Annotated in this window: 22 protein-coding genes; 13 read left to right on the top strand and 9 right to left on the bottom strand. The window is 72.3% G+C overall.

From position 1 onward, the window contains the following. Positions 1-12 precede the first annotated feature (12 nt). On the top strand, positions 13-456 hold the full coding sequence (locus J2W45_RS18135) for a metallopeptidase family protein (protein ID WP_310134708.1): 444 nt from the start codon (positions 13-15) through the stop codon (positions 454-456). A gap of 54 nt (positions 457-510) precedes the next feature. On the opposite strand, the gene J2W45_RS18130 is transcribed toward J2W45_RS18135, so the two are convergent. The 5 genes from J2W45_RS18130 to J2W45_RS18110 all read right to left on the bottom strand — a co-directional run bounded on the left by J2W45_RS18130 (position 511) and on the right by J2W45_RS18110 (position 8087). After that, complete coding sequence (locus J2W45_RS18130; protein WP_310134706.1) at positions 511-1947, bottom strand: DUF5719 family protein; 1437 nt, start codon at positions 1945-1947, stop codon at positions 511-513. Further along, entirely contained in the window at positions 1940-5263 is a 3324-nt protein-coding gene (locus tag J2W45_RS18125) for a glycosyltransferase (RefSeq protein ID WP_310134704.1), read from the bottom strand. The genes J2W45_RS18130 and J2W45_RS18125 overlap by 8 nt, the downstream gene beginning before the upstream one ends. Before the next feature lie 82 nt (positions 5264-5345). Next, a complete protein-coding gene (locus J2W45_RS18120; RefSeq protein ID WP_310134702.1) occupies positions 5346-5669 on the bottom strand; it encodes a WhiB family transcriptional regulator in 324 nt (107 codons plus the stop codon). 187 nt (positions 5670-5856) lie between these two features. After that, a complete protein-coding gene (galE, locus tag J2W45_RS18115; RefSeq protein ID WP_310134699.1) occupies positions 5857-6819 on the bottom strand; it encodes a UDP-glucose 4-epimerase GalE in 963 nt (320 codons plus the stop codon). Positions 6820-6908: 89 nt separating this feature from the next. Then, the gene (locus J2W45_RS18110) at positions 6909-8087 is read right to left on the bottom strand and encodes an acyl-CoA dehydrogenase family protein (protein WP_310134696.1); all 1179 of its coding nucleotides are present in this window, start codon (positions 8085-8087) and stop codon (positions 6909-6911) included. Positions 8088-8201: 114 nt separating this feature from the next. Between J2W45_RS18110 and manA the strand changes: the two genes are divergently transcribed. The 4 genes from manA to J2W45_RS18090 all read left to right on the top strand — a co-directional run bounded on the left by manA (position 8202) and on the right by J2W45_RS18090 (position 13327). Next, positions 8202-9368 carry a mannose-6-phosphate isomerase, class I gene (gene manA, locus J2W45_RS18105; protein ID WP_310134694.1) on the top strand — a complete coding sequence of 389 codons (1167 nt, stop codon included), beginning with the start codon at positions 8202-8204 and terminating at the stop codon, positions 9366-9368. 14 nt (positions 9369-9382) lie between these two features. After that, the gene (locus J2W45_RS18100) at positions 9383-10708 is read left to right on the top strand and encodes an O-antigen ligase family protein (protein ID WP_310134692.1); all 1326 of its coding nucleotides are present in this window, start codon (positions 9383-9385) and stop codon (positions 10706-10708) included. Positions 10709-10786: 78 nt separating this feature from the next. After that, entirely contained in the window at positions 10787-12001 is a 1215-nt protein-coding gene (locus J2W45_RS18095; RefSeq protein ID WP_310134690.1) for an SGNH/GDSL hydrolase family protein, read from the top strand. 33 nt (positions 12002-12034) lie between these two features. Further along, entirely contained in the window at positions 12035-13327 is a 1293-nt protein-coding gene (locus J2W45_RS18090; protein WP_310134687.1) for an O-antigen ligase family protein, read from the top strand. Between the two features lie 40 nt (positions 13328-13367). Here J2W45_RS18090 and J2W45_RS18085 read toward each other — a convergent pair whose 3' ends face one another. The 4 genes from J2W45_RS18085 to J2W45_RS18070 are packed head-to-tail and all read right to left on the bottom strand — an operon-like array spanning position 13368 to position 18136. Further along, on the bottom strand, positions 13368-14423 hold the full coding sequence (locus tag J2W45_RS18085; RefSeq protein ID WP_310134685.1) for a glycosyltransferase family 2 protein: 1056 nt from the start codon (positions 14421-14423) through the stop codon (positions 13368-13370). After that, complete coding sequence (locus J2W45_RS18080) at positions 14420-15766, bottom strand: lipopolysaccharide biosynthesis protein (protein ID WP_310134684.1); 1347 nt, start codon at positions 15764-15766, stop codon at positions 14420-14422. Before J2W45_RS18080 ends, J2W45_RS18085 begins: the two co-directional genes overlap by 4 nt. Next, entirely contained in the window at positions 15763-17028 is a 1266-nt protein-coding gene (locus J2W45_RS18075; RefSeq protein ID WP_310134682.1) for a hypothetical protein, read from the bottom strand. Before J2W45_RS18075 ends, J2W45_RS18080 begins: the two co-directional genes overlap by 4 nt. Before the next feature lie 40 nt (positions 17029-17068). Continuing rightward, the gene (locus J2W45_RS18070; RefSeq protein WP_310134681.1) at positions 17069-18136 is read right to left on the bottom strand and encodes a UDP-N-acetylglucosamine 2-epimerase; all 1068 of its coding nucleotides are present in this window, start codon (positions 18134-18136) and stop codon (positions 17069-17071) included. Between the two features lie 158 nt (positions 18137-18294). Between J2W45_RS18070 and J2W45_RS18065 the strand changes: the two genes are divergently transcribed. The 8 genes from J2W45_RS18065 to J2W45_RS18030 all read left to right on the top strand — a co-directional run bounded on the left by J2W45_RS18065 (position 18295) and on the right by J2W45_RS18030 (position 26205). Beyond that, positions 18295-18882 carry an acyltransferase gene (locus tag J2W45_RS18065; protein ID WP_310134679.1) on the top strand — a complete coding sequence of 196 codons (588 nt, stop codon included), beginning with the start codon at positions 18295-18297 and terminating at the stop codon, positions 18880-18882. Continuing rightward, positions 18879-19973: a DegT/DnrJ/EryC1/StrS family aminotransferase gene (locus J2W45_RS18060; protein WP_310134677.1), complete on the top strand. Its 1095-nt coding sequence runs from the start codon at positions 18879-18881 to the stop codon at positions 19971-19973. The genes J2W45_RS18065 and J2W45_RS18060 overlap by 4 nt, the downstream gene beginning before the upstream one ends. Next, positions 19973-20989: a Gfo/Idh/MocA family oxidoreductase gene (locus J2W45_RS18055; protein ID WP_310134676.1), complete on the top strand. Its 1017-nt coding sequence runs from the start codon at positions 19973-19975 to the stop codon at positions 20987-20989. Before J2W45_RS18060 ends, J2W45_RS18055 begins: the two co-directional genes overlap by 1 nt. Continuing rightward, positions 20986-22521 (top strand): DUF2142 domain-containing protein, encoded by a 1536-nt coding sequence (locus J2W45_RS18050; protein ID WP_310134674.1) that lies wholly within the window; start codon positions 20986-20988, stop codon positions 22519-22521. The genes J2W45_RS18055 and J2W45_RS18050 overlap by 4 nt, the downstream gene beginning before the upstream one ends. Before the next feature lie 75 nt (positions 22522-22596). Further along, complete coding sequence (locus tag J2W45_RS18045) at positions 22597-23496, top strand: glycosyltransferase family 2 protein (protein WP_310134672.1); 900 nt, start codon at positions 22597-22599, stop codon at positions 23494-23496. A 17-nt stretch (positions 23497-23513) separates the two neighbouring features. After that, a complete protein-coding gene (locus J2W45_RS18040; RefSeq protein WP_310134669.1) occupies positions 23514-24248 on the top strand; it encodes a glycosyltransferase family 2 protein in 735 nt (244 codons plus the stop codon). A gap of 1 nt (position 24249) precedes the next feature. After that, entirely contained in the window at positions 24250-24627 is a 378-nt protein-coding gene (locus tag J2W45_RS18035; RefSeq protein WP_310134668.1) for a DUF2304 domain-containing protein, read from the top strand. A gap of 3 nt (positions 24628-24630) precedes the next feature. Continuing rightward, positions 24631-26205, top strand: a complete 1575-nt coding sequence (locus J2W45_RS18030) for a DUF2142 domain-containing protein (RefSeq protein WP_310134666.1) — start codon at positions 24631-24633, stop codon at positions 26203-26205. Position 26206 lies beyond the last annotated feature (1 nt).

Below are 26206 nucleotides of genomic sequence, written 5' to 3'. Positions count from 1 at the left end.
TAGGATGGCGACATGCCCCGCAACCGCCGCACCAGCAGCCAGCCGCCGGCGACGAGCCGGTGGCGCAGCCGCCACGGCCGGGGCGCGCGCGGGCCGGTGACCGGTCCGCACCTGCCCATGCTGCAGAACCGGATCGACTTCTTCGACATGACGGTCGCATCCACCGCCGACTACCTCAAGGGCATCTGGCCGGAGGAGCTCTCGAACGTGCACTTCGAGGTCGCGGCGACGCCGATCGGCAACTCCGGCGCCGACGGCGTGGACCGCTGGCGCGTCGACGCCGGCCGGCGGCGGATCGTGCTCTACCGCATCCCGATCCAGCGGCTGACGAAGCTGCACCGCGACGACGAGCTCCACCGCCGCATGTACATCGAGGGATGCGTGTTCCGCGCCGTGGCCGAGCTGCTCGGCAAGGACCCGTGGGACCTCGCGCCCGATCGGTACCGCCACTTCTGACGCGGACCGCCGGGGCAACCGGGGTGGCCCGCAGCGGCTCAGCCGGAGCGGCGGCTAGTTCGGGTAGACCGTGATGGGTGCGGCGAGCGGGCCGGGCGGGGCGAGCGCGAAGCTCGAGGTGCGGCCGTCGGCCGCGTAGCTGATGCTCGCCGTCAGGCCGTCCGCACCCGTGACGACGTACGTCCCGGGCTTCAGGTTCGCGCCGGCCCCACCCTCGGCGGGCACGGTCAGCGTGAACGCCTTGCTCCCTGCCGCGACGCTCTGCACCGTGACGGTGCGGTCGGCCTCGCCCGGGTTCGCGACGTGGAGGGTCGGCGTGTACCCGCCCGGGACACTGGTCAGGGCCTGCTTCAGCAGGGGCTGGGCCGACGAGAACCAGGCGAAGTCGCGCGTCTTGGAGCCGATCACGGACGTCCGGGCCGAGGCGACAACGGGCACGCTGGAGTTCACCGTGACGGTGTAGCTGCCGTCCTTCAGGTCGTTGAGCGGCACCTCGGCCACCGTTCCGGCTTTCACCGTGGTGGCGTACGAGTTGCCCGCCGCGGTGCCGGTCTCCCCGACCGCGCCGACGGTCACCTGGGCGTCCTTATCGCCGGGCACGAGGATGCGGACGACCGGGAAGTCGACGCCGACGCCCTCCGCGGACTGCGCGCCCTTCACGGCGTTCATGGATGCGATGGTCACGCCGGGGATGATCTGCTGACGCCCGGGAGCGCCGGTGGCGCCGGCCATCTCGGCGCCGCGGGGCTGGATGCCCTGCTCGTAGCTCTGCTGGAGCGACGCGACCACTTCGCCGCCCGAGGTCGTCACGTGCACGACGGGCGCGGCGGCGGACGGCGCGAGGCCGGCCAGGGGGACCACCTTCTGCGCTCCGGCGGGGACGACGATCCCCGTCGCTCCGGGAGCGCTCACCGGGCCGGACTCGCTGAAGATCGCGAGATCGACCGTCGCGTCGACCGCGCTGGGGTTCGCGAGCAGCACCAGGCTGGTCTGCCCGAGGGCGGTGGAGCCGGCGGCGAGCCAGGTGTCGGCGCTCGGTTCGGCGCACGACGCGGCGGCGAGGCCGGCGAGGTCCTGCGCGGCGGCGTTCTGCAGCTGAGCGCCCGCGATCAGCGGTGCGGCGCTCGCGCCCGGCGGGGTCGAGACGGTGGCCAGGAGCGGCGCCTCATCGGCGGACTCGGAGTCGGTGTCGGCCTTCAGCGTGTGCGTGCGCACCTCGGCGCCGGTGGAGCCCGTCGTGGTGGTGGGCGCGCCGACCGAGCTCGGCCGGGTGGCCGCGCCGGCGTCGGCCGCGAGCTGGAGGAGCGGGCCCGGGCAGACGCGCTGCTGGTCGGCCGGCACCGGGGTGACCGTCTGCGAGGGCGCGCCGATCGCGAAGTCCGGCAGCGGCAGCAGCGTGGCGCCGCCGATGGCGACGACCGCGACCGCGACTCCGACCAGGCCGCCGGCGGCGCGGATGCCGATGCGGGCGAGTCCCTTGCGGTCAGGCACGGTCGCCTCCTTCGAAGCTGCGTCGGGGTCGGATGATGGTCTCCTCGAGGCCGTCCTCGAGCGTCGTGGGACCGGGCGGTGTCGTCACGCGCTCGTGCTCGCGGTCGTCGAAGCGGTCGCCGTCGGTCTCCTCGGCGGGGAGCTCGGGCTCGCGCGTGAGCTCGGGCTCGGGGGTGGGCTCGGGCTCGGGGGCCGGCTCAGGCTCCGGCTCGCGCGCCTCCTCCGGCTCACGTGCCGCCTCCTGCTCGCGCGGCGCCTCCGGCTCGGTCGTCGGCTCCGGCTCGGCCTCGTCCGTCTCCTCCGCCTCGGGGACGGGCTCCTCAGCGGTCTCCCGCAGCTCGTCCTCCTCGGCGGACTCCACGACCGCCTCGTCGGCGGGTTCGGCCTCGTACTCGTCCAGGCTCTCGTCCGCGACGCCGTCGCCCGCGCCCTCGGGCGTCTCGGGCGCATCGTCCGGCTCGACGGCGCGCTCGTCGCCGCGCCCGCGGGGGCGCCGCGCCGACAGCTCGGAGACGCGATCCGCCGAGCGCGTCGTGGGGATGGCCATGAGCAGCGTCACGCCGATCACCAGGCCCTGCAGCACCAGCACGAGCACGCGCCACGGGTCGCCTGCGTCGGCGGGGACGCGCGCGGCAGGCGGGACGTCGGCCGTCGCGCGGTCGAACGCCCACAGCCGTCCGGTGCCCGTCGCACCGACCGGTGCCAGCAGCGGGTTCGCATCCATCGCGACCTCCGCCCGCGAGCGTGTGGCGTCGGCCGCCGACGTGTCGGTCGACCCGAGCGCGGTCGCGGACGGCGTCAGCAGGACGAAATCGATGCCGAGCTGCTTGAGCTGCGCGGACGCGTCGTAGCCGCTCCGCGACGACAGGTTGCCGGCGAGCTCGGCGAGGTCGCGCTGCCCCGGGGTGAGCGCCCGGGAGGTGTCGGCGAGCGTCGACTGCTGGTCGAGCGTCTCTCCGCTGCCGCGCAGGACGTCGGCGCGGATGCCGCCGCCGGGCTCCGGGATGATGCGCAGCGTGCCGGTGCGCGGCTGCGTCGCCGCCTTTGCGGTCACCACGGCCGGCAGGGTGCGTCCGTCGCTCTCCGCGACCGCGGCGTGCCCGTTCAGCGTGGCGATCCCCACCGGGACGGCCGCGATGGCCAGCGTCACGATGGCCGCCCAGGCCGGGTACACGGCGGCGCGCCCGATCGCCGAGAGCGCCAGCACGGCGGCGCCGATCAAGCCCAGCCAGTACAGGCTTACCGCGCTCCCCGGCCAGATCGGCACGACCGTGCCGCCGGAGACGGTGAGCTGGAGGTGCAGCGCGAGCACGGCGGTGGTGAAGCCGGCGAGTGCGACGAGCAGAGCGACGATGGCGCGGACCGTGCCGCGCAGGAACAGCGCGAGGATGGCCAGCACGCCCAGCGGCGCCAGCAGGATGGGGACGAGGATGTTCGCCGAGGCCGTCGGCAGCGAGAGCGCCGTGGCGAGCTGATGCCAGCCGCCGAGGGTGCCGTCGGGGAAGCCCAGCGCGAGCTGCCAGGCCGGGGTCTGCCGCGCATCCAGCGGCACCCCGGGGTCCGCCAGGATGGACAGCCACGCGCCGCGCGCCGCCTGCTGCCACACCAGAGGCGCGAACAGTACGACCGCGGGCAGCGGCAGGAACACGATGCGCGCGGCACGGCGGCCGGCGAACGCGATCGCCGCGATCCAGACGACGACGAGCGCGGGGATCAGGATGGGCGCGCAGGCGACGGTCGCCGCCGCGAGCAGGGCCGTGGTGGCGCTGGCCGCCCACGACCGGCGCGCCGCGAGGCCGGCGAAGAACAGCCACGGCAGCAGGATGTGCGCCAGCACGGCGGCTGGACGCCCGCCCTGCAGCGCGACCAGGATGGTCGGCGCGAGCGCGTACGCCAGGGCGCCGAAGGCGCGCAGCGTCCCGCGTGCCGTCAGCCGCGCGGCCGCCAGCCAGGCGCCGAGCGCCGCGAGCGGGAGCGCCAGCACCCAGAGCAGCACCAGGGACAGCGACGGCTGCCAGAAGGTCAGCGTGCCCAGCACGGCCAGAACGGCCGAGAACGGGTCGGCGGCTCCGGTGAAGCCGAGGTTCACATCCCGCCACCCGTAGCCGAGGTTCGCCCACAGCTGGCCGACCGACGAGTCGAGCGGAAGCAGACCGCCGCCGCTGAGGGCGCCGGAACCGATCAGCGGGAAGAACAGCGCCAGCCCGACCAGCAGGGCGGCGAGAACCGCCCACCCGCCTCCGGTGGCGAAGAAGTCGAGGTCCTGGCGCTCGCCCTGCTGGCGCACCACGGCCGCCTCGCGTTTCAGCGCGCGGGCGCGCCGCACCTCGGCGAAGGGGATGCGCAACGGCGCGACCGCCGCCCAGCCGACCTCGCGGGCCGACGCCAGCCGGCGCCGGGCGTTGCCCACCGCCATGCCGGAGAACGCGACGCGGAAGGCCGCGCCCAGCTCTCCCCCGATCGATCCGGGCTCCTTGCGCAGCAGCCGCACGAGCCCGCGCAGGATGGCGAGCGGCACCAGGGTCAGCCAGTGCAGCGGCACCGCCCAGCCGGGCGCGTACACCATGCGGCGATGCAGCTGCGCGCGGCGACGCTCCCCCGACAGACGCCGGCGGACCGTCCACTTCGGGGACAGGTTGGGACCGGCGAGGCCGTCGCCGCCGAGGGCGACGCGCGCCTGCGCCACGAGCGTGACGCGGAAGCCCGCGAGACGGGCCCGGGTGCAGAAGTCGAGGCCGTCGTCGATGGTCGGGAGGGCCGGGTCGAAGCCGTCGAGCCGCTCCCAGAGCGCCTGGCGCACGAGCATGCCGGCACTGGAGACCGCGAGCACGTCGCTGAGGCCGTCGTGCTGCGCCTGGTCGAGCTCGTTCTCGACCAGTGGCAGGGAGGCGCCGAACGGCGTCATCGCCTCGCCGAACTCGCGGATGAACGCGGGATCGTCCCAGTCGACGAGCTTCGGACCGACGACCGCGACGGACGGCGACACCTCGAGGGCGGCCAGCAGCGCCTCCAGGGCCTGAGGCTCGGGAGCGGTGTCCTGGGCGAGCAGCCACAGCAGCTCGTCGGGACCGGAGGTGGGGGGAAGGACGCGGACGGCCGCGGCGACGGAGGCGCCGAAGGCCAGCTTCTCGGGGAGGGAGAGCAGCTGGGTGGGGTGGGACTCGGACAGCAGCCGGGCGGCGTCGTCGGAGGACGCACAGTCGACGGCGATCACGGCGTCCGGTCGACGGGTCTGCTCCGCGAGGGCGTCGAGAGTGCGCTGCAGGCGGGGGCCGCCGCTCTGGGCGACGACGATGGCGGTGACTCTCGGATACATCGCCAGTCAGCCTAGGTCGGGGTCGCGCCGATCCCTTCTTTGGGCCGGGCGCGGCGCGGATTCGCCGAGGGCGTGGCGGCGGTCAGCCGGCGCGCTTGCGGAGCTTGCGGCGCTCGCGCTCGGAGAGGCCGCCCCAGATCCCGAACCGCTCGTCATTGGCGAGCGCGTACTCGAGGCACTGGGACCGCACCTCGCACGAGGTGCAGATGCGCTTCGCGTCGCGGGTCGATCCGCCCTTCTCCGGGAAGAAGGCCTCCGGGTCGGTCTGGGCGCAGAGGGCGTCGGTCTGCCAGGCGAGCGGGTTGTCGTCCTCGACCTCCGCCGACCGGACACCCGGGACGCCGAGCCGGACCGGATCGATGAACCAGTCGTCGGGTACCCCGGAACGATATTCGGGAACTGGCATATCGGTCTCCCCACCCATGGACTGCTGAAACACGAGATTCCCGTGTGCCACTAATTACACCGTTGTCATTCGCTTCCGTCAAGTCGCGAATCGTAAAGCCTTGACCGCTGGTCGAGAGTTCGCGACGCGCCGGTTAACGACAACAATCGCGACACGCCCGGTGGGGCCGACCCGACGGACCGGTGTCTCAGGACGCCGCCTGGCGTGCTTCCCAGGCGCTGCGCACCATCCCGTCGAGCGTGTGCCGCATCTTCCAGTCGAGATCGCGCGCTGCGAGCTCTCCCGAAGCCACGATCCTCGCCGGATCGCCCGGGCGTCGAGGCCCCACTTCTGGGGTGAAGGGGATTCCGGTCACCTCGGCGACCGTCGACATGATCTGGCCGACGGAGACGCCGTCGCCGCTGCCGAGGTTGTAGACGGGTTCGATCGGCTCCCCGGCGTCCAGCCGCTTGGCCGCGGCGACGTGCGAGACGGCGAGGTCGGCGACGTGGATGTAGTCGCGGACGCACGTGCCGTCCGGGGTCGGGTAGTCGTTCCCGTTGATCCGGGGCGAGCGCCCTTCGGCGAGTGCGTCGAAGACGAGCGGGAAGAGGTTGTGCGGGCTGGTGTCGCGAAGGCTCGGGTCGCCGGAGCCCACCACGTTGAAGTACCGGAGCGACGTGTGACGGAGTCCTGCCGCGACGCCCTGGTCGCGCAGCAGCCACTCGCCGATCAGCTTGGACTCGCCGTACGGCGACTCGGGGTTCTTCGGGGTCGACTCGGTGACGATGTCGACGTCGGGCGTGCCGTAGACCGCGGCCGAGGAGCTGAAGACCACCGCATCCACACCGGCCTCCTGCATTGCCGCCAGCAGCACGGCGGTCGCTGTGACGTTCTGCTCGTAGGTGTGCAGCGGCCGCTGAACGGACACTCCGGCGTACTTGAAGCCGGCGACGTGGACGACCCCGGTGATCCGGTTCTCGGCGAAGATCCGCTCCAGCAGCTCGCCGTCGAGGATGGTGCCGCGGTAGAACGGCACGTCGGCCGGCACGAACTCCTCGTGACCGCTCGACAGGTCGTCGACGACGACCACGTCGATGCCCTCCTGGCGGAACGCCCGCACGACGTGCGCTCCGATGTAGCCTGCGCCTCCGGTCACCAACCACGCCACGGGCGGTCCTCCTGCTCGTTCGACATCACGGTCAGGGCAACCCTACCGGGACCGCGCGAACCGCCTCCGATCGTGCGCCGGCCGAGCCCTCAGACGAACGCCGCCTGGCCGGTGATCGCCCGGCCGACGATGAGGGTGTTCATCTCGCGGGTGCCCTCGTACGAGTACAGGGCCTCGGCGTCGGCGAAGAACCGGGCGACGTCGTAGTCGAGCACGATGCCGTTGCCACCCAGGGCCTCGCGGCACCACGCGACCGTCTCGCGCATCCGCGCCGTCGCGAACGCCTTCGCGAGGGCCGAGTGCTCGTCGCGCTGCTCGCCGTCGTCGAGCATCTGCGAGACACGCGTGCAGAGCCCGATGGAGGCCGTGATGTTGCCGATCGACTTGACCAGGAGGTCCTGGATCAGCTGGTGCGCCGCGATCGGCTTGCCGAACTGCACGCGCTCCTTCGTGTAGCGCAGGGCCGCCTCGTACGCACCCACCGCGACGCCGACCGCCGCCCACGCGACCTCGGCGCGGGTGAGCCGGAGGACGCGCGCGGTGTCCTTGAAGCTGTTCGCGTTCTGGAGCCGCAGCGACTCGGGCACCACGACGTCCTCGAGGGTGATGTCGGCGTTCTGCACGATCCGGAGCGACTGCTTGCCCTCGATCTTGGTCGCCGTGTACCCCGGGGTGGACGTCGGGACGATGAAGCCCTTCACCTGGCCGTCCTCGGCGCTCTTGGCCCAGATGACGGTGATGTCGCTGAAGGTGGCGTTGCCGATCCAGCGCTTCGATCCGTTCAGGATCCAGTTGTCGCCGTCGCGCGTCGCCACCGTCTTGAGGCCCTGCGCGGAGTCGGAGCCGGAGGTGGGCTCGGTGAGGCCGAAGGCGCCGAGCACCTCCCCGCTCGCCAGCTTCGGCAGCCACTCGGCACGCTGCTCGTCGGAGCCGCACACCCCGATCGCGCCGAGCGCGAGGCCGTTCTGCACGCCGACGTAGGTGCTGACGGATGCGTCCACGCGCGCCAGCTCCAGCGCCACCCAGCCGCGGAACACGGCCGAGTTCTCGAACGGGGCGGTCTCCGGGAAGCCGAGCCCGATGGCGCCGTTGCGGTGCAGCACGTCGATGATCTGGTGCGGGAACTCCGCCTTCTCCCAGTACTCGTTGACGATCGGCTTGACCTCCGACTCGAGCTGCGCGCGGAGGTTCGCGATGAACTCCTTCTCGCGGTCGGTCAGCAGGTTCTCGAAGCCGTAGAAGTCTCCGGCGATGGTCTCGAAGGGCATGTTCGCTCCAGTGCGTCCGCGGGATGGTCGGGCCGCCGTCAGCCTAGAGACCCGGACGGGGGCGGACAAAGCGATTGGTAGTTTGGTCCAACGCGACGAAAGGGATGAGGACGCATGTTTGTGCGCATCGGCAACACTCCGCGGGACTACGCCTGGGGCTCGGAGACGGCGATCGCCGGCCTGCTCGGCACCGAGCCGAGCGGCGGTCCGGAGGCGGAGCTGTGGCTGGGCGCGCATCCCGGCTCCCCCGCCCGCGTGCTCGACCCTGCGCTGACCGGCGGCGCGGAGGACCTCGCCGCGTGGGAGCGCACCGCGGAGCTCCCCTACCTGCTGAAGGTGCTCGCGGCGGACGGCCCGCTGTCGTTGCAGGCGCATCCCTCGCCCGAGCAGGCGCGCGCGGGGTTCGAGCGCGAGAACGCCCTCGGGCTCGCGCCGGACTCGCCCGACCGCAACTACAAGGACCCGTTCCACAAGCCCGAGCTGATCTACGCGCTGAGCGACCCCTTCGAGGCGCTGTGCGGCTTCCGCGACCCGGCCGAGAGCCGGGCGGCGTTCGAGCGGCTCACCTCCGCGAGCCGTGGCGGTGCGGTGCTGGCCGGCTTCGCCCGCACCCTGGACGGCGAGCCGAGGGCCGTGCTCCGCCGTGCGACCGAGTGGCTGCTCGGCGGCGACACCGATGTCGACCTCCTGGTGGCCGAAGTGGTCGCCGCGGCGCGCGAGCTGCCCGACGACCGGGACGCCGACACCGTGCGGATGCTCGACGAGGCCTTCCCGGGCGACCCCGGCATCGTGCTGGCCCTGCTGCTCAACCGCGCGACCCTGCGCCCCGGCGAGGTGCTGTACCTGCCCGCCGGCAACATCCACGCCTACCTGCGGGGTCTCGGCATCGAACTGATGGCCGCCTCCGACAATGTGCTGCGCGGCGGCCTCACGCGCAAAAGGATCGACGTGCCGGAGCTGGTCTCGGTGCTGGACTTCTCCCCGATCCGCGCGACGCCGCTGGCGGCGGGTCACCCGGCCGCCGGGGTCGCGGAGTTCCGCCCGGACGTGCCGGACTTCCGCCTCGACGTGGTGCGCCTCGATGCCGCCGTCCCCTCGGCCGAGGTGGCCCTCACCGGCACCGCCATCGCCCTGTGCACCGAGGGCGACCTCGAACTCGCCGGCGAGACCGGAGCGCTGCGCCTCGCCCGCGGCGAAGCGGCCCTGATCACCGGGGACGAGCGGACGCTCTCGGTCGGCTCGGGTCAGGGGACCCTCTTCGTCGCCATGCCGAACGCGTGAGCTATTCTGCGGGAGTGACGAGGCCCTCCGCGCTGGACGAGCGCATCCGCACCGCCCGTTCGGCGAGCGGGACCGGCGAGGCGGTGCTCGCGGCGGTGGTGCTGTTCACGCTGTTCGCGGGCGAGTTCTGGCGCGACCTGATCAGCTGGCCAGGCTACTTCGCGCTGGCCGGTGTTCTGGCCGTGGTGGTCGCCGTCGTGCTGGTGCGCGCGCGTCCGCGGTTCCGCTGGCGGACGACGCCGAAGACACTGCTGGTCTTCCTCGCCCTGGCGATCGTGTCGATCGCGTGGTCGGCCTATCCGGGAGCGAGCGCGCTCGGCGTCCTCGCTCAGCTCGCGACAACGATCGCCGGGCTGTTCCTGGGGCTTCGCCTCGGGATGCGGGGGCTGCTGAGCGCCCTCGGCAACGCCTTCCGGTGGATCCTCGGCCTCTCGCTGCTCTTCGAGCTCGTCGTCGCCGTCTTCGTCCGGCAGCCGGTGCTGCCGCTGACGCCCGTGCAGCCCGCGCCGCCGGGGAAGGTGCCGCAGGCGTTCTTCTGGAGCCGTGACCTGCTGTTCCACGGCGGTCCGATCCAGGGGATCGTCGGCAACTCCAACCTGCTCGCGATGATCGCGCTCCTGGCGATCGTCGTGTTCGGCATCCAGCTCGCGGACAGGGCGGTGCGCCGCGGATCGGCGGCCAGCTGGCTGGTCGTCGCGGTGCTGACGCTGGCGCTCACGCGGTCCGCCACCGTGATCGCGGCCACCCTGGCCGTCGCCGTGGTGCTCGCCTTCGCCCTGTGGGCGCGGCGTGTGGGGCCCGCGCGCCGGACGCCGGTGTACGTCACGGCCTTCGCCCTGCTGATCGCGGGGCTCGTGCTCATCTCCGTGTTCGCCTCGCGCATCCCCGCCCTGTTCGGAAAGAGCGAGGACCTGACCGGCCGGCTGGACATCTGGCACGCCGTAATCGGGCTCGCCCAGCAGCGCCCCGTGTTCGGCTGGGGCTGGGTCAGCTACTGGGCGCCGTGGGTGAAGCCCTTCGACGGCCTCGCCACCCGCAACGGCGTCGAATACCTGCAGGCGCACAACGCCTGGCTGGACGTCTGGCTGCAGCTCGGCATCGTCGGCCTGGTGGTCTTCATCCTGCTGGTGCTCACGACGTTCGGGCGCTCCTGGTTCCTGGCGGTCGACCGCCCCCGCACCGGGATCGCGGACGACGCGGCGTACACCGCGACGGCACTGCTCCCCCTGCTGCTGCTCGCGGCCCTGATCGCGCAGAGCTTCGCCGAGAGCCGCATCCTGATCGAGGGCGGATGGGCGCTGCTCGTCGCGCTGGCGGTCTCGACGAAGCGCGGGGGCTGACGCGCGTCACGATCCGCTGGACATCCTCGTCTACCCCTGTGAAGGCCGCCGTCGGCGGCACCGGAGGGAGACGAGACGATGTCGATGCGATGGGGACGGGCGGCCACGGCCGCCGCTGCTGCGATCGCGGGTGCGCTGGTCGCGCTCACCGTGACCGGACCGGCGGCGAGCGCCGCGACGACCGCCGAGCAGCTGGCGGGTGCACGCTACGTCGCGCTCGGGGACTCGTTCGTCTCCGGGTACGGGCTTCCGCCATACGCCGCCTCGCCGGCCCCGGGCTGCCTGCAGTCGTCCGACAGCATCGCGCACCGGGTGGCGAGCACCTACGGGCTCTCCCTGACCGACGTCAGCTGCACCGGGGCGACGATCGCGAATGTGACCTCGACGCCGCAGGCCGTCCCGGGCGCCACCGTGCCGGCCCAGCTGGATGCGGTCACCGCCGATACGGCGCTCGTCACGGTGTCCATCGGGGGCAATGACGCGGGCTTCTCGACGGTGCTTGCCTCGTGTGCGGCGCTGGGCCCGTCCGGTCCGCTCCTGCAAGATCCGGCGTCGCCCAGCTGCGCCGTGAAATTCGGGTCGCAGCTCGCCGCCGCGGTCGACGGGCTCGCCCCTGGGCTGGATGCGATGCTCGCGGCCATCCACCGGAAGGCGCCGAACGCGAAGGTGATCGTCCTCGGCTACCCCGCCCTCGCGCCGACCGACGCCGCCACTCCGGCCGGCGGGTGCTTCAGCTCGGCGCTCGGCACCGGTCAGCCGCCGCTTCCGCGGAATGCCTTCCCGTTCACGGATGCGGACCGGCCGCTCATCGCGTCGCTCAGCGCACGGCTCGACGCAGCGCAGCGCGCCTCCGCCGACCGCAACGGCGCGACCTTCGTCTCGGTTCTCGCCGACTCCGACGCGCACACGCCCTGCACGGGGACGACCGGTCCGTACCTGAACGGCATCAGCCTGACGTCCCTCCAGCCTCCGACTCTCGCCGAGGGGGCGATGCACCCGAACGCCGCAGGCGCATCCTTCCTCGCCGCCCGGCTGCAGCAGGCGGTCGGCGAGGCGTTTCCGGCGACCGGGGTCCAGCCGGGCAGGGCAGGGACGTCCGATCCCCCGGCCCCATCCCCGACCGTCCAGCCGGCGGCCGTCGACGGGCCGACGACCCGGCTGGCGGAGAGCGGATCCGAGATCACGACGCTCCTGATCACCGGAGGCGCACTGGCAGGGATCGGGGCGCTCCTGGTGCTGACGAGGCGCACGCGTCCGCTCGGCCGCCGGAGCGCCGCACCCGCCCCGAAGTGAGAGCCGCGGGGTCGGCCCCGTAGGATTCCTGGTATGGCAACGCCCCCTCGGACCCTGGTGCCGCCCGCGGTCACCGAGTTCCTGGGCTCCGCCCGCTTCACCTCGACACTCGCCCTCCTCGCGGTGATCACGGGGTTCTCGACGCACGCGATCCGGGGCATGATCGGCTGGCCAGGACTGATCGGCGCGCTCGGCGTCCTCGTCGCCCTGGCGGCCCTGTCGTTCGCGGCGCAGTGGCGGCTCATCGAATGGCACGGGCTCCTGCCCATCTCCGCCCTGCTGTTCGTCGGCTGGTGCGCGCTGTCGCTGCTGTGGAGCCAATACCAGTGGGCGACGTTCGGCGCGGTGATCTACCAGCTGATCTTCGCCTTCCTCGCCGTCTACATCGCGCTGGTGCGGGACGCCATCCAGATCGTCCGGGTCGTCGGCGACGCCTTGCGGTTCCTGCTCACCCTCTCGCTGTCCCTGGAGGTGCTGAGCGGCCTGCTGCTCGACGCCCCGATGAAGTTCCTCGGCATCCAGGGCAACATCGCACTCGGCGGACCGATCCAGGGACTGTTCGGCTCGCGCAACCAGCTCAGCATCGTCGCGCTCATCGCGTTCGTCACCTTCCTGGTCGAGCTGCGCACCCGGTCCGTCCGTCCACCCGTGGCGGCGTTCTCCATCACGCTCGCCGGGCTGTGCATCCTGCTCGCGCACTCCCCCGTCATCGCCGCCGTGTCGGTCGTCGTCGGGCTCGCCACCCTGGCGCTGTACCTGATGCGCAAGGTCCGTCCCCACCAGCGGCCCTACTTCCAGTGGGGGCTCGCCGTCCTCACGGTCGCGGCACTGGTCGCCGCCTACATCTACCGCACCCGCGTCATCGACCTGCTCAACGCGCGCGCCGACTTCCAGGTGCGCTACCAGCTGTGGATCCAGATCTGGCAGCTCATCCCGGTGCAGCAGACCGTGGGCTGGGGATGGGTCGGCTCCTGGCCCACCGACCTCTACCCGTTCACGGCCATCCAGGCGGCGACCGGCGTGTACCACGCGGACGGTCTGAACGCCTACCTCGACGTCTACCTGCAGGTCGGCATCATCGGCCTGCTGCTCTTCGTGGCGCTGATCGCCCTGGCCTTCGGCCGCTCGTGGCTGCTCGCCTCCAACCGCCGCAGCGTCGTCTACGCCTGGGCGCCGCTCGTCCTGGTCGCGCTGCTCGTCACCAGCGTGTTCGAGAGCTCGATCCTGGTCGAGTCCGGGTGGATGCTGCTGGTGATCTGCACCGTCAAGGCGTCGCAGGGCATGAGCTGGCGGCTGCGGCTGCCGCACCACGAAGCGGCGGGATGACGGCAGGCGGCAGCCTGACGACAGACGCCCACCGTCCGGCTCAGGCCGCCGGCGTCGAGCGCGCGAACGACCTCCGGTGCACCCTCAGCCCACGCACCAGGCCGGCCCAGAACACCGCGCCGAACGGCACGACGTAGGTCAGGTACGCCGCGACAGCACGCCCGGGAGCGCGCCCGGCGGCGGCAGCCGCTGCCGGGGCCAGCAGCCCCAGCACAACGAGCGCGAGCAGCACGACCACGACCCACCAGGCGCCCAGCACCAGCGACAGGAGCAGGGCGAGCACGGCGATCACCGGCACGACGGCCAGCGCCCACAGCACGACGTTGCGCAGGGCGCTCGTCCCGGCGTAGCTGTCCACGAAAAGCGTGCCGCGCTCGTACGCGTGGCGCAGGAATCCCCGAACGGTGGTGCGCGGGCGGTACAGCGCGCGGAAGCCGGGGTCGAGCCGGAGCGGACGGCGCTCGCACACGTAGCGCAGCAGCTTCGTGTCGTCGGAGACGAGGTGCGCGTTCTCCTCCGGCCAGGCCGCGAGGCACGCGTCCAGGAACAGCTGCTTGTCGATGACCAGGCAGCCGGTCCCCTTGGGCACGCGGTCGAAGTTGTCGAGGCCGATCTCGGTCGGCGCGGGATGCGCGAGGTAGTCACCCCAGAAGATGTGGGTCGGCACCTCCCAGAAGCGGCCGACCAGCGGAGCGGCCGGGTCGGTCGGCACGTGCCCGTTCCACGGCGGGCTGCCGAGGGCCGCATCCACCGTCTCGAAGTACGCGAACGAGTCGGGGCCCATCAGCAGGCGCGAGTCGAAGATGAGCAAGCGGTCGGCCCGGGCCGCCTGCGCGCCCTCCCAGCGGGCGAGGAAGCGTCCGCGGTTCTCCTGAGCGATTACGCGGAGCGGCACGGCGGAGGTGGACGCCAGCTCGGCGAGCACCTCGGCCGTTCCGTCGGTGGATCCGTCGTCGACGACCACGATCTCGGCGCGGACGTCCGACCGAGCCAGCGCCGTCTGCAGCGACCCGATGGTGGTCGGCAGCCACGGGGCCGAGTCGTAGGACGCGATCACGATGCTGAGGTCGAGCCCGCTCGCACGGTCGTCGGTCATGCCCGCTCCTCCCCCGTCGCCGCGCTCGGCTCGGCGTCACCGGTCGCACGCGGACGCAGCCACCACAGGTGCACCGCGATGCCGACCGCGGGTCCGGCCGCGAGCGCGAGAGCGGCACGGCCTTCGAGCGGGAGCGGCAGGAACAGCAGCACGATCGTCACGACCGACGCCGCCACCCAGCCGATGGCGTAGCCGCCGTGCAGGTTGCGCGCCAGCACGGCCGAGCCCGTGACGCACAGGATGCCGATCATGCCGGACGACGCCACGAGAGCCGTCAGCGTGGCCGCGTCGAGGTCGAACTGGCTGCCGAACACCGCGCGGATGACCGGCACCCCGAAGAGCCACGCGCACAGGCAGAGCACCGCGACCACCGCGGCGATCAGCACCGACAGGCGGGTGACGAGCCGGATGGCGCCGTGCGGCGCCCGGGCGAACTGGCTGACCAGGAAGCTGGAGAGGGCCATGAGCGGCACCAGGATGGGCGCACGGGTGAGCGTCACCGCGAGCACGAGCGAGCCGAGCGCCCGGTGTCCGGACGGGCTCGCGAAGAACGACAGGATGAGCGGGAACCCGTTGATGAGCACCGCCGTCGCCGACCCCGCGATCATCGTGCGGAGGGTGTTGGCCGCGAGTCCGCGCATCCGCTCGGGCACCACGGCGCGTCGCACCAGTTCGCGCGGCGCGGTGAGGAAGACGACGGCCAGCGCCAGCGGGAACGGCAGGATGACGGCCAGTGCGAGCGCCCAGGGCTGCGTGGTCACGGCGAGGGTCAGCAGCACGAACGCGACGCGCAGCACGCCGTCGAGGGCGACGACCCCCGCGAGCTGCCGCCACATCCCGCTGCCGGCCATGACCCCGGAGCCGGCGGCGACCAGGCAGTTGAACGCCGCGCCGACGGCGACGAAGACGCTCAGTCCCGCGTTGTCGGGGCCGAGCGACGGGGGCGCCCAGAGGAGGGCGCTGACAAGCACGACGGCCAGCACGACCACCGCCAGCACGGCGGCGAACAGCCAGATCGACGATCGGCGGGCGCCAGGCTGCACCGCGGCGGACTCGCGGTCCGCCTGGGCGACGGCACGGGTCGCCTCCTGCTGCACGCCGAACAGAACGCCGACGACGAGGAACAGCGCCGACCAGAACACCGAGAACACGGCGTAACCGGCCGCACCGCTGGCGGTGAACACGCGCCACGTGACCAGGTAGCCGCTGAGCCCGGAGACGACCGTCGCACCGAGGATCAGCGCGACGGACGACCGGGTCCCCGACCTCGTCGACGTCTGGGAGCCCTCGCCGGCCGCCGTCTGCACGGGCAGCGGCTCGTTGAGCGGTTCGTAGCTGGTCACGGCCGCCCCGGCTCCCCCTCGGCGGTCCCAGCCGGCTCCACGGTGCGGTGCCGCCGCAGCAGCACCCAGTGGATGGCGTAGAGCGACAGGAAGACGAACAGGCCGATGACGCCGTTGGCGACCAGCCAGGCGTCGATGTCGGGCAGGGTGAGCGACGCGGCCGCCCACTGCGCGAGCGTGGCCAGCGCGAAGACGGCGAGCGCGACGCGGGAGGCGGCGGCCGTGATCCGCACCAGGATGCCCTGGGCGAGCGCCCACGGCAGCCACGCGATCGCGAAACCGACGACGATCTGCCCGGTCAGCGCGTAGTGCGAACCGAAGAGCAGGCCGACGATCCAGTCGCCGGCCACCGCGACGATCACGAACATCGCGACGCCGGTCAGCGCGGTGATGACGAGGATCACGGTCACGCCGAGGTTGGTGAGCGCGGCGTTCCCCCGCGAGCGCACGAAGCGCGGGAGCAGGTAGAGCGAGAAGGTGGCGGGCACGATGAGCGTCGTCTTGATCAGCACGGCTGCTGCCGCGTAGGCGCCGGCGACCTCCTGCGGCGTGCCGGAGCGCACGAACACCACGTCGGCGTTCGTCAACCACGCGAAGCCGATGGTCAGCAGCAGCACGACCGTGCTGTTGACGGTGAACGGGCGGCCGGTGAGCGGCACCGCCTCGCGCCGCGCCTGGAGGCTCGCGCCGATCGCCCCGGCGAGCGCCGTCAGCACGAGGATGGCGAGGATGGCGCTCGACTGCGCCGAGAGGAGCACCGCGATCAGCGCCAGCACCGCCTGCGCGACCTGGGCTCCCGTCGACCACCACACCACGGCGCGCGAGTCTCCGGCGCCCTGGAGGCGGCCCTGCGCTCGCGCGAACAGGAAGTTGGGGATCATCGCGGCCGCGGTGAGCAGCACGGTGACGAGACCGAGAGCGCCGGGGGCCGCGAGCGTCGAGGAGAGCGCGAAGACGCCCAGGGTGCCGAGGCCTCCCAGCACCAGGGCCTCGATGAACGACCCGTCGAGCCGGCGGCGGCCGGTCGCGGCCGGCGCGAGGCCGCTGTGGAGGGTCTCGGCCGTGGTCACGGCGACGGAGTTGCGCAGCGCGGAGCTGCCGATCGCCGCGACGTTGATGAGCGCGAGCGCCGCCGCGAGCAGACCGTACGAGGACGGCCCCAGTCCGCGGATCGTGATGATCTGGAAGGCCGTCGTCGCGACGATGCCGAGCGCGCTGACGATGCCGATCTCCGCGAGCGCGCGGCCGTGCCGCGCGACCATGCCGCGAGCGCCGCTCGCCGGCGCGCCGGCCGGGTCGACGCTAATCGGCGTACCCCCTGCTCACCAGGTCGGCGACGATGATGTCGGACGGCGAGAACTCGGGCCGCTCCAGGCCGTGGCGCATCGACTCGTAGTCGGTCAGGAAGCCGCGCAGGCGACCGAGGTCCCACTCCGAGAGCAGGATGTTGCGGCCGATGCCCTCCGCCTGCTCCGTGGCCTTGCGGTGGATGAGCGTGGGCAGCCCGAGCAGGGCGGACTCCGCCTGCACGCCGCCGGAGTCGGTGACGACGAAGGCGGCCTGCTTCAGCATCTCGACGAAGGCGTCGTGGCTGAGCTTCGGGATGACGGTGATGCGGTCGCCGCCGGTCTTCTGCAGCGCCTTCTCCAGCGTCTCGCGGTTGAAGACGTCGACGATGAGCCGGACCGGGATGGGGCTCTCCTGGAGGACCGCGAGGGTGTCATCCACCAGCTGCGAGTTGGAGATGAACTCGAACCGGTGCAGCAGGGCGACGCCGAACGGCTCCTCGCCCCCGCCCGCCTGGTCGCCGTGATCGAGCACGGCGTCGAGCGCGGTGTTGCCGTACGTGTAGACGACGTTGTCGCGCTTGGCCAGGTTGCGGGTGGCCTCCTCCGACGGCGTGTAGTGCACCGTCGCCATGGTGCCGACGATGCGGCGGTCGAGCTCTTCCGGGAAGGGGTGGCGCCAGTTGCCGCTGCGGAGGCCGGCCTCGATGTGCGCGCACGGCAGGCCGAGGCGCTTCGCGATCCAGGCGCCGGCGACGCTCGTCATCGTGTCCCCGTGGACGACGATGACCGTGTCGGGGGGCAGCGTCTGCTTGAGCCGCTTGCGGTTGCGCCGCAGCCATCCCGCGACGGAGGTGCCCCAGCTGACGACGTCGCGCGTGCCGCGCAGCGGCCGGCCGTTGGCCCCGTTGGCGATGACGACGTCGGGCTCGCCGAGTCCGAGCTGGTCCATGACCTTCACGAGCGCGTCCGTGTGCTGCATCGTGACCCACTGCTGGATGCGATTGCCCCGGGCCCGGAGACGCCGGATCACGGGAGCGAGCTTGATCGCTTCCGCCGTCGTTCCATAGATGAAGACGATCATGTGCGTGGTGGGAGCCTTTTCGGTGTCCTGAGCAGGGCACACCTATTCAACCATGTCGGGAAGCGGACGGCCGCGATCCGGCCGCCCGCCCGATGAACTGGTATTTTCGACTGCGGACGCCGCATCCCGCGCCCGCACCGCCCCGAGAGGACCACCACGTGACGTTCGTCGCCTCCGACGCCGATGTGTCCGCCGACGCGGTCGTCGGCGACGGGACGAAGATCTGGAACCTGGCGCAGGTGCGGGAGCACGCCACCATCGGCCGCTCGTGCATCGTCGGCCGCGGCGCCTACATCGGCGCGGGTGTGACGGTCGGCGACAACTGCAAGATCCAGAACCTGGCGCTGGTGTACGAGCCCGCCGCGATCGGCGACGGCGTCTTCATCGGCCCGGCGGTCGTCTTCACCAACGACCAGTACCCGCGCGCCGTGAGCCCGGACGGCGAGCTGAAGTCGGCCGCCGACTGGACGCCGGTCGGCGTGACCGTGCTCGAGGGCGCCTCCATCGGCGCCCGGGCCGTGTGCGTCGCGCCCGTCACCATCGGGCGCTGGGCGACCGTCGCCGCGGGCGCCGTGGTGACCAAGGATGTGCCCGACCACGCTCTCGTCGTCGGGGTGCCCGCCCGCCGCATCGGCTGGGTCGGGCGCGCGGGGGTCCCCCTGCGCGAAGAGGGCGGCGTGTGGAGCTGCCCGCGAACCGGAGAAAGGTACCGAGAGGCGAACGGCGCTCTCGAACGAATCGAATGACCCAGCCAGAATTCATCCCTGCCGCCCGTCCGCTCATCGGTGAGGAGGAGCGCTCGGCCGTCGACGCCGTGCTGCGCAGCGGCATGCTCGCCCAGGGGCCCGAGGTGGCCGCGTTCGAGCGCGAGTTCGCCGACGCCCTGGTGGACGGCCGGCACACGGCCGCCGTCAACTCCGGCACCTCCGGGCTCCACCTGGGCCTACTGGCCGCCGGCATCGGTCCGGGCGACGAGGTGATCGTGCCGTCGTTCACGTTCGCCGCGACCGCGAACGCGGTCGTCCTCGCCGGCGCCGAGCCGGTGTTCGCGGACATCGACCCGGACAGCTTCAACCTCGACCCGGCCGCCGTCGAGAGCCTGGTCGGGCCGCGCACGGCCGCGATCATGCCGGTGCACCTCTACGGCCACCCCGCGGACATGGCAGGCATCCAGCGGATCGCGGACGACCACTCGCTCGCCGTGTTCGAGGACGCCGCGCAGGCGCACGCCGCCACCATCGACGGACGCCCGGTCGGCACCTTCGGCGCCTTCGCGATGTTCAGCCTCTACCCCACCAAGAACATGACGTCGGGCGAGGGCGGGATGGTCGTCTCCGCCGACGCGGACGTCGACCACCGCGTCCGGCTGCTGCGCAACCAGGGCATGGAGAAGCAGTACCAGAACGAGCTCGCCGGGTTCAACGCGCGGATGACCGACCTGCACGCCGCGATCGGCCGTGCCCAGCTGCGCAAGCTCGCCGGCTGGACGGCCGACCGCCGCCGCAACGCCGCCCGCTTCGACCGCGAGCTGTCCGGAGTGGTGATCCCGCCCGTGGCGGAGGGCGTCGAGCACGTCTACCACCAGTACACGATCCGGGTCCCCGAGGACCGCGACGGCTTCGCGAAGGCCCTGCGCGAGGAGTACGCGATCGGTAGCGGCGTCTACTACCCGGTGCCCGTGCACCGCCTCCCTTCGTTCGGCCGCACCGACGACCTGCCCGAGACGGAGCGCGCCGCACGCGAGGTGCTCTCGCTCCCGGTCCACCCGTCCCTCACGGAGGCGGACCTCGACCGCGTCGTCTCCGCCGTCAACACCCTCGCGAAGGCGGGAAGCTGATGGCCGCCCTGCGATACGCCGTCATCGGCCTGGGCGTGATGGGCCGCAACCACGCGCGCGTCATCCGCGAGCTCGACGGGGTGACCCTCGCCGCGGTCGTCGATCCGTTCGCATCCGAGGGCGACATCCCGGGCGTGCCGGTCCACGCCGAGGTGGATGCGGTGCTCGGCTCGGGCATCGACGCCGCGATCGTCGCGGTGCCGACGACAGCCCACGAGGAGGTCGCGCTCCAGCTCGCCGAGGCGGGCGTGCACGTGCTCGTCGAGAAGCCGATCGCGGCGGACGTCGAGCAGGGCGCCCGTATGGCCGAGGCGTTCCGCTCGCGAGGCCTGGTCGGCGCCGTCGGCCACATCGAGCGCTTCAACCCGGCGCTGCAGAACCTGCGCAAGCGCCTCGACGCGGGAGAGCTGGGCGACGTCTACCAGATCGCCACCCGCCGCCAGGGGCCCTTCCCCGCCCGCATCGCGGACGTCGGCGTGATCAAAGACCTGGCGACGCACGACATCGATTTGACCTCGTGGCTCGCGCAGAGCCCGTTCCGCACCGTCCACGCGAACACCTCCCGCCGCAGCGGCCGCCCGCACGAGGACCTCGTCGCGTTCAACGGACGCCTGGACGACGGCATCATCACCAACCACCTGGTGAACTGGATGTCGCCGATGAAGGAGCGGATCACCGTCGTGACCGGCGAGTCGGGCGCGTTCGTCGCCGACACCCTGAGCGGCGACCTCACCTTCTACGAGAACGGCACGGACGCCACCGAGTGGGATGCGGTGTCCGCCTTCCGCGGCGTGGCCGAGGGGTCCGTCATCCGGTACGCGCTCAAGAAGCGCGAGCCGCTGCGCATCGAGCACGAGGCGTTCCGCGACGCCATCCTGCACGGTCGCCCCGGCATCGTCACGATGGACGAGGGCCTGGCGACGCTCGCGGTCGCGGAGGCCGTCATGCAGTCGGCGGCCCAGGAGCGCGAGGTCGTCGTCGACCGGGTCGCCGGGCCGGCGGAGTCCGCGCGATGACCGCCGGAGTCGAGTACCAGGAGGCCCCGCCGGCACGGACGTGGGGGCTCTTCGGCCTGGGCCGCGTCCGCACCGTGATCGCCGCGCTCATCCCGGTCGCGCTGCTGGCCGCCCTGCTGTCGTGGGCGCTGGCGTCCCCGGTCGGGGCGAGCCCGGACGAGGACTACCACCTCGGCAGCATCTGGTGCGCGCAGGGCGACCGCGCCGGCCTGTGCGAGTCGACGGCCGATCCCGGCGTCAAGCGCGTGCCCGCCTCGGTCACCAAGGCGGCGAAGTGCTACGCCTTCGACATCCTGCACAGCGGGCGCTGCCCCGACGCGGGCTCGCAGGAGTTGACCACGTCGAAGCGCGGCACCTTCAACGACCACGGCTACCCGCCGGTGTTCTACCTGACGATGAGCGTGTTCGTGAGCCAGCACACCGCCGCCTCGGTGCTGGCGATGCGGGCGTTCAACGCCGTGCTGTTCGTCGGGCTGCTGACCGCGCTCTTCCTGCTGCTCTCGCCGCCACGGCGCGGCATCGTGCTGTGGGGAGGACTCATCGCGCTCGTCCCGTTCGGCATGTTCATCATCCCGAGCGTGAACCCGTCCGGATGGGCGGCGATCTCTGCCGTGACGCTCTGGCTCTGCCTGATCGGCTTCTACGAGGCGCAGACCCGCGGGCGGATGATCGGGCTCGGCGCGCTCGCGACGGTGGCGACCTTGATGGGCGCGGGCGCGCGATCGGACGCCGCGACCTACTCGGTGTTGGCGATGGTCGTCGTCGTGCTGCTGAAGGCCGAGCGGACGCGCGCCTTCTGGCTGAAGTCCATCCTCACGCTCGTGCTGGCGATCGTCTGCGTCGTCTTCTTCCTCACCGGCAGCCAGGGCGGTGTGATCAACCCGGAGACCGCCGCGCCGCTGTCCGGACGCCAGACGCTCGCCCTCGCCGTGGCCAACCTGCTCCAGCTGCCCTCGCTCTGGACGGGCACCCTGGGCACGTGGGGCCTCGGCTGGCTCGACACGCTGATGCCCGCGATCGTGTGGGTGCCGTCCGTCACGCTCGTCGCCGGTGTCGCGTTCGGCGCGCTGCGCTACGCGCCGCTGCGCAAGGCGCTCGCGGTGGGCCTCGTCGGCCTGGCGCTGGTCGCCGTGCCGCTGTACGTCCTCGTGCACGACCGGGTGACGGTCGGCAACGGCGTGCAGCCCCGGTACATCTACCCGCTCATCCTGCTGTTCGTCGGCGTCTGCCTCTGGGGCTTGCGCCGCCTCGGGCTGGGCCTCTCCGGCGTGCAGCTCATCCTGATCGTGGGCGGGCTGTGGCTCGCGAACCACGTCGCGCTCTACACGAACCTCCGCCGCTATGTGACGGGCGAGGCGGCGCAGGGGCTGAACCTGGATGCAGGCGCCGACTGGTGGTGGCACCTGCCGTTCGGACCGATCTGGGTGTGGGTGATCGGATCGCTGGCGTTCCTCGCCGCGCTCGCGGCCGCGGCCGTCGTGTCGTGGCCGGTCGGCACCTTCGGACTGCGGCGGCGCGCGGCCCTCGCCTGAGCGCCCAGCGACCGCGTGCGAAGATAGTAACGACCGAGCCAGGTAACCCAACCCGACGAAGGCCCCCTCCCCGACGTGACCATCGACATCATGATGCCGTTCTACGGCGACCCGGAGCAGCTCCGCGCCGCCGTGAACAGCGTCCTCGCGCAGACCGACCCCGAGTGGCGGCTGGTGGTCATCGACGACCAGTACCCCGACCGGGCGCCCGGTGAGTGGGTCCAGGGCCTCGGCGACCCGCGCGTCCAGTACCTGCTGAACGAGACGAACCTCGGTGTGAGCGGCAACTTCTCGCGGTCGCTCGAGCTCGTGGAGAGCGAGCACTTCGTGCTCATGGGCTGCGACGACGTGCTCGAGCCGGGCTACATCGCGCAGATGCGGGCCGCGGTGCAGCGCTTCCCCGGCACGTCGTACTACCAGCCGCAGGTGAGCGTCATCTCGGATCGCGGCGAGCCGTTCCTGCCGCTCGCCGACCGGGTGAAGCGCTGGTCGCGGCCGCGCAAGTCGCATCCCGTCATCCTGCAGGGCGAGTCGCTCGCCGTCAGCCTGCTGCGCGGCAACTGGACCTACTTCCCCTCGATCTGCTGGCGTACGGACGCCGTCCGCGCCGCCCATGGCTTCGACCCGCGGTACGAGATCGTGCTCGACCTGGCCCTGCAGCTGACCATCATCACCGGCGGCGGCACCATGGCCCTCCTGCCCGAGCGCACCTTCCAGTACCGGAGGCACGAGGCGAGCGTCTCGTCCGCGACCGCCCGGTACGGCGGCCGGTTCGACGAGGAGCGCCGCTTCTTCCACGACGTCGCCGCGCAGCTGGATGCGATGGGATGGCGCCGTGCGGCGCGCGCGGCCCGTCGCCACGTCACCAGCCGGCTCAACGCCGCGACCAAGCTCCCGGGAGCCATCCGCGGCGGCGACCGCGACGGACGCAGCTCCCTCCTCCGCCACGTGTTCACGAATCGGGCGGTGCGATGACCAGTAAGGTGAACCCCATGCCCCCGTCCCTCGAACGGACGCTCATCGTCATGCCGGCCTACAACGAGGAGGCCTCGGTCGCCTCGGTGGTCGCCGAGGTGCGCGAGAAGCTCCCGGGCACGGCCTGCCTGGTCGTCGACGACGGATCGCTCGACGCGACGGCGGAGCGCGCCGCGGAGGCCGGCGCCCTGGTCGCCCGGCTCCCGTTCAACATGGGCGTCGGCGGCGCCATGCGCCTCGGGTTCCAGTACGCCCTCACGAACGGCTACGACGTCGTCGTGCAGATCGACGCCGACGGACAGCACGACCCCGCGGGCGTCCCCGCCCTGCTCGAGGCGCTGGCGGACTCCGACATCGCGATCGGCGCCCGCTTCTCCGGCGAGGGCGCGTACGCGGTCCGCGGACCGCGTAAGTGGGCGATGCGCCTCCTCTCCGTGGTGCTGAGCCGCATCACCGGCACGCAGCTGAACGACACGACCAGCGGCTTCAAGGCGAACGGCCCCCGCGCCGTGGCCCTGTTCGCGCGGGCCTACCCTGCCGAGTACCTGGGCGACACGGTCGAAGCGCTCGTGATCGCCGCCCGCGCCCGCCTGACGGTGAGCCAGGTGCCCGTCTCGATGCGCCCGCGCACGACCGGGACGCCGAGCCACAACCCGTTCAAGTCGGCCGTGTACCTCGCACGCGCGTTCCTCGCGCTCGTCGTCGCGGTCATCCGCCCGCGCGCGGCCATCACCGAGACCACGATCGCCTGACATGTCGCTGCTCACCTACATCTTCGGAATCCTCGCTGCCCTCCTGACGCTCGGCGTCGTCATCGAGATGCTCCGCCGCGGCCGGATGCGCGAACGCCACGCGATCTGGTGGCTGGTCGCCGGCACGCTGGCGCTGATCATCGGCATCTTCCCGCAGATCCTGGACTGGCTCGGCGGCCTCATCGGGGTCGGCCTCCCGGTCAACCTCGTGTTCTTCGTGAGCATCGCCGTGCTGTTCCTGGTGTGCATCCAGCACAGCTCCGAACTGACCCAGCTCGAGAGCAAGACGCGCACCCTCGCGGAACGGCACGCCATCCAGCAGCTGGAGCTCGAGGAGCTGAAGGCACAGGTCGCCGCGCTGACCCAGAAGAAGGACTGAGCGGTGGCATCGACCGCTGACGGCCGCGCCACGGCCGCGGCCGTCCGCACCCCCTGGCCCGCCTCGCGCGTCTTCAGCGTCGTCTGGGCGCTGCTGTCGGCGCTGTCCGCCGTCTGGGCGCTCGCCACGCCGATCTCGGGCTCCCCCGACGAGCCCGCCCACATCGTGCGCGCCGCGAGCGTGGTGCGCGGCGAGCTGGTCGGCACCCCCTCCGCCGACGGCCACGTGGTGACCGTTCCGCGCTACATCGCCGACACCCAACGTGAGACCTGTTTCGCGTTCCACCCGCGGGTGACGGCGAACTGCCCCGTCGCGGACCACGGCGATCCGGGCGCGCTCACCTCGGGGACGACGACCGCCGGCCTCTACAACCCGCTCTACTACTACGCCGTGGGATGGCCGAGCCTGCTGTTCTCCACCGATGCCGGCATCTACGCGATGCGGATCGTCAGCGGCATCCTGTCCTCGCTCTTCGCCGCGCTCGCGCTGCTGGTGCTGTGGCGGCGCGACCCGTCCCCGTTCCTGGTGCTCGGCTTCGCCGTGGCCGTCACTCCGCTCACGCTGTTCCTCAACGGCTCCGTCAACCCGAACGGATTGGAGGCGACGGCGACGCTCGCCGTGTTCGCCGGCGTGCTGTCGATCGTGCGCGGCGGGGCGGACGTGCCACTCGGCCCGGCAGCCGCGGTCGTCGCCGCGGCGGGCTTCGTCGCGGTGAACGCGCGCGGCCTGTCCCCGTTGTGGGTGCTGCTCGCGGTCGTGCTGCCCCTGGTGCTGCTCGACCGGCGCGCGCTCTGGTCGCTGCTGCGCCGCCGGGCGGTCCTCATCGCCGCCGCCGTCGTCGCCGCGGGCACGATCGCCGCGCTCGCCTGGACGCTGGGAAGCAACTCGCTGCTCAACGCGGTCGACCATCCCGAGTCCACTCCGCAGCGGTTCGCCGGCGTCGGCACCAACTTCTTCAGCGGCTTCTTCATCACCATGGAGCGCACCGTCGAGTACGCCCACGGCGTGATCGGGCTGTTCGGATGGCTCGACACCCCGGCCCCACCCGAGGTGTTCTTCGTCTGGACGGCGCTGATCGGCGCCCTGCTGCTGGCCGCGTTCTCCCTCCTGCGGTCCCGGGCGCTGCTGCTCGCCGTGCTGCTGCTGGCGAGCTTCGTGCTGCTCCCTCCGCTCGTTCAGGGCGTGTACATCACGGGAGGCGGCGTGATCTGGCAGGGCCGCTACGTGCTCCCCCTGTTCCTGTGCCTGATCGTCGGCCTCGCCGTGCTGCTCGGCGGCCGGGTGCCGTTCACTCCGGAGGCGGCGCCCTGGCGGCGGCTCTCCTGGATCGTCGTGGTGGCACTGGCCGTCGCCCAGTTCTACGCGTTCGAGAACACGCTGCGCCGCTACTCCGTCGGCGACGGCGGATCGCTCAAGGCGTTCCTCCTGGGTTCGCCGCCGTGGGCGCCGCCGGGCGGGAACCTGGTGCTCCTCGTCCTGTTCGCCGCCCTCGTCGCCGCCGGCGCGTGGCTGGCGCTCCGCTCGGTGCTCCGCGTGCGGCACGACACGCCGACCCCGCTGGTGGCCGCCGGGGCCTGAC

Source organism: Leifsonia shinshuensis (assembly GCF_031456835.1).
In the GTDB taxonomy this organism is placed as follows: Bacteria; Actinomycetota; Actinomycetes; order Actinomycetales; family Microbacteriaceae; genus Leifsonia; species Leifsonia shinshuensis_C.
The sequence above is the reverse complement of the archived record's forward strand: the minus strand, read 5'-3'. Positions and strand labels throughout refer to the sequence as shown.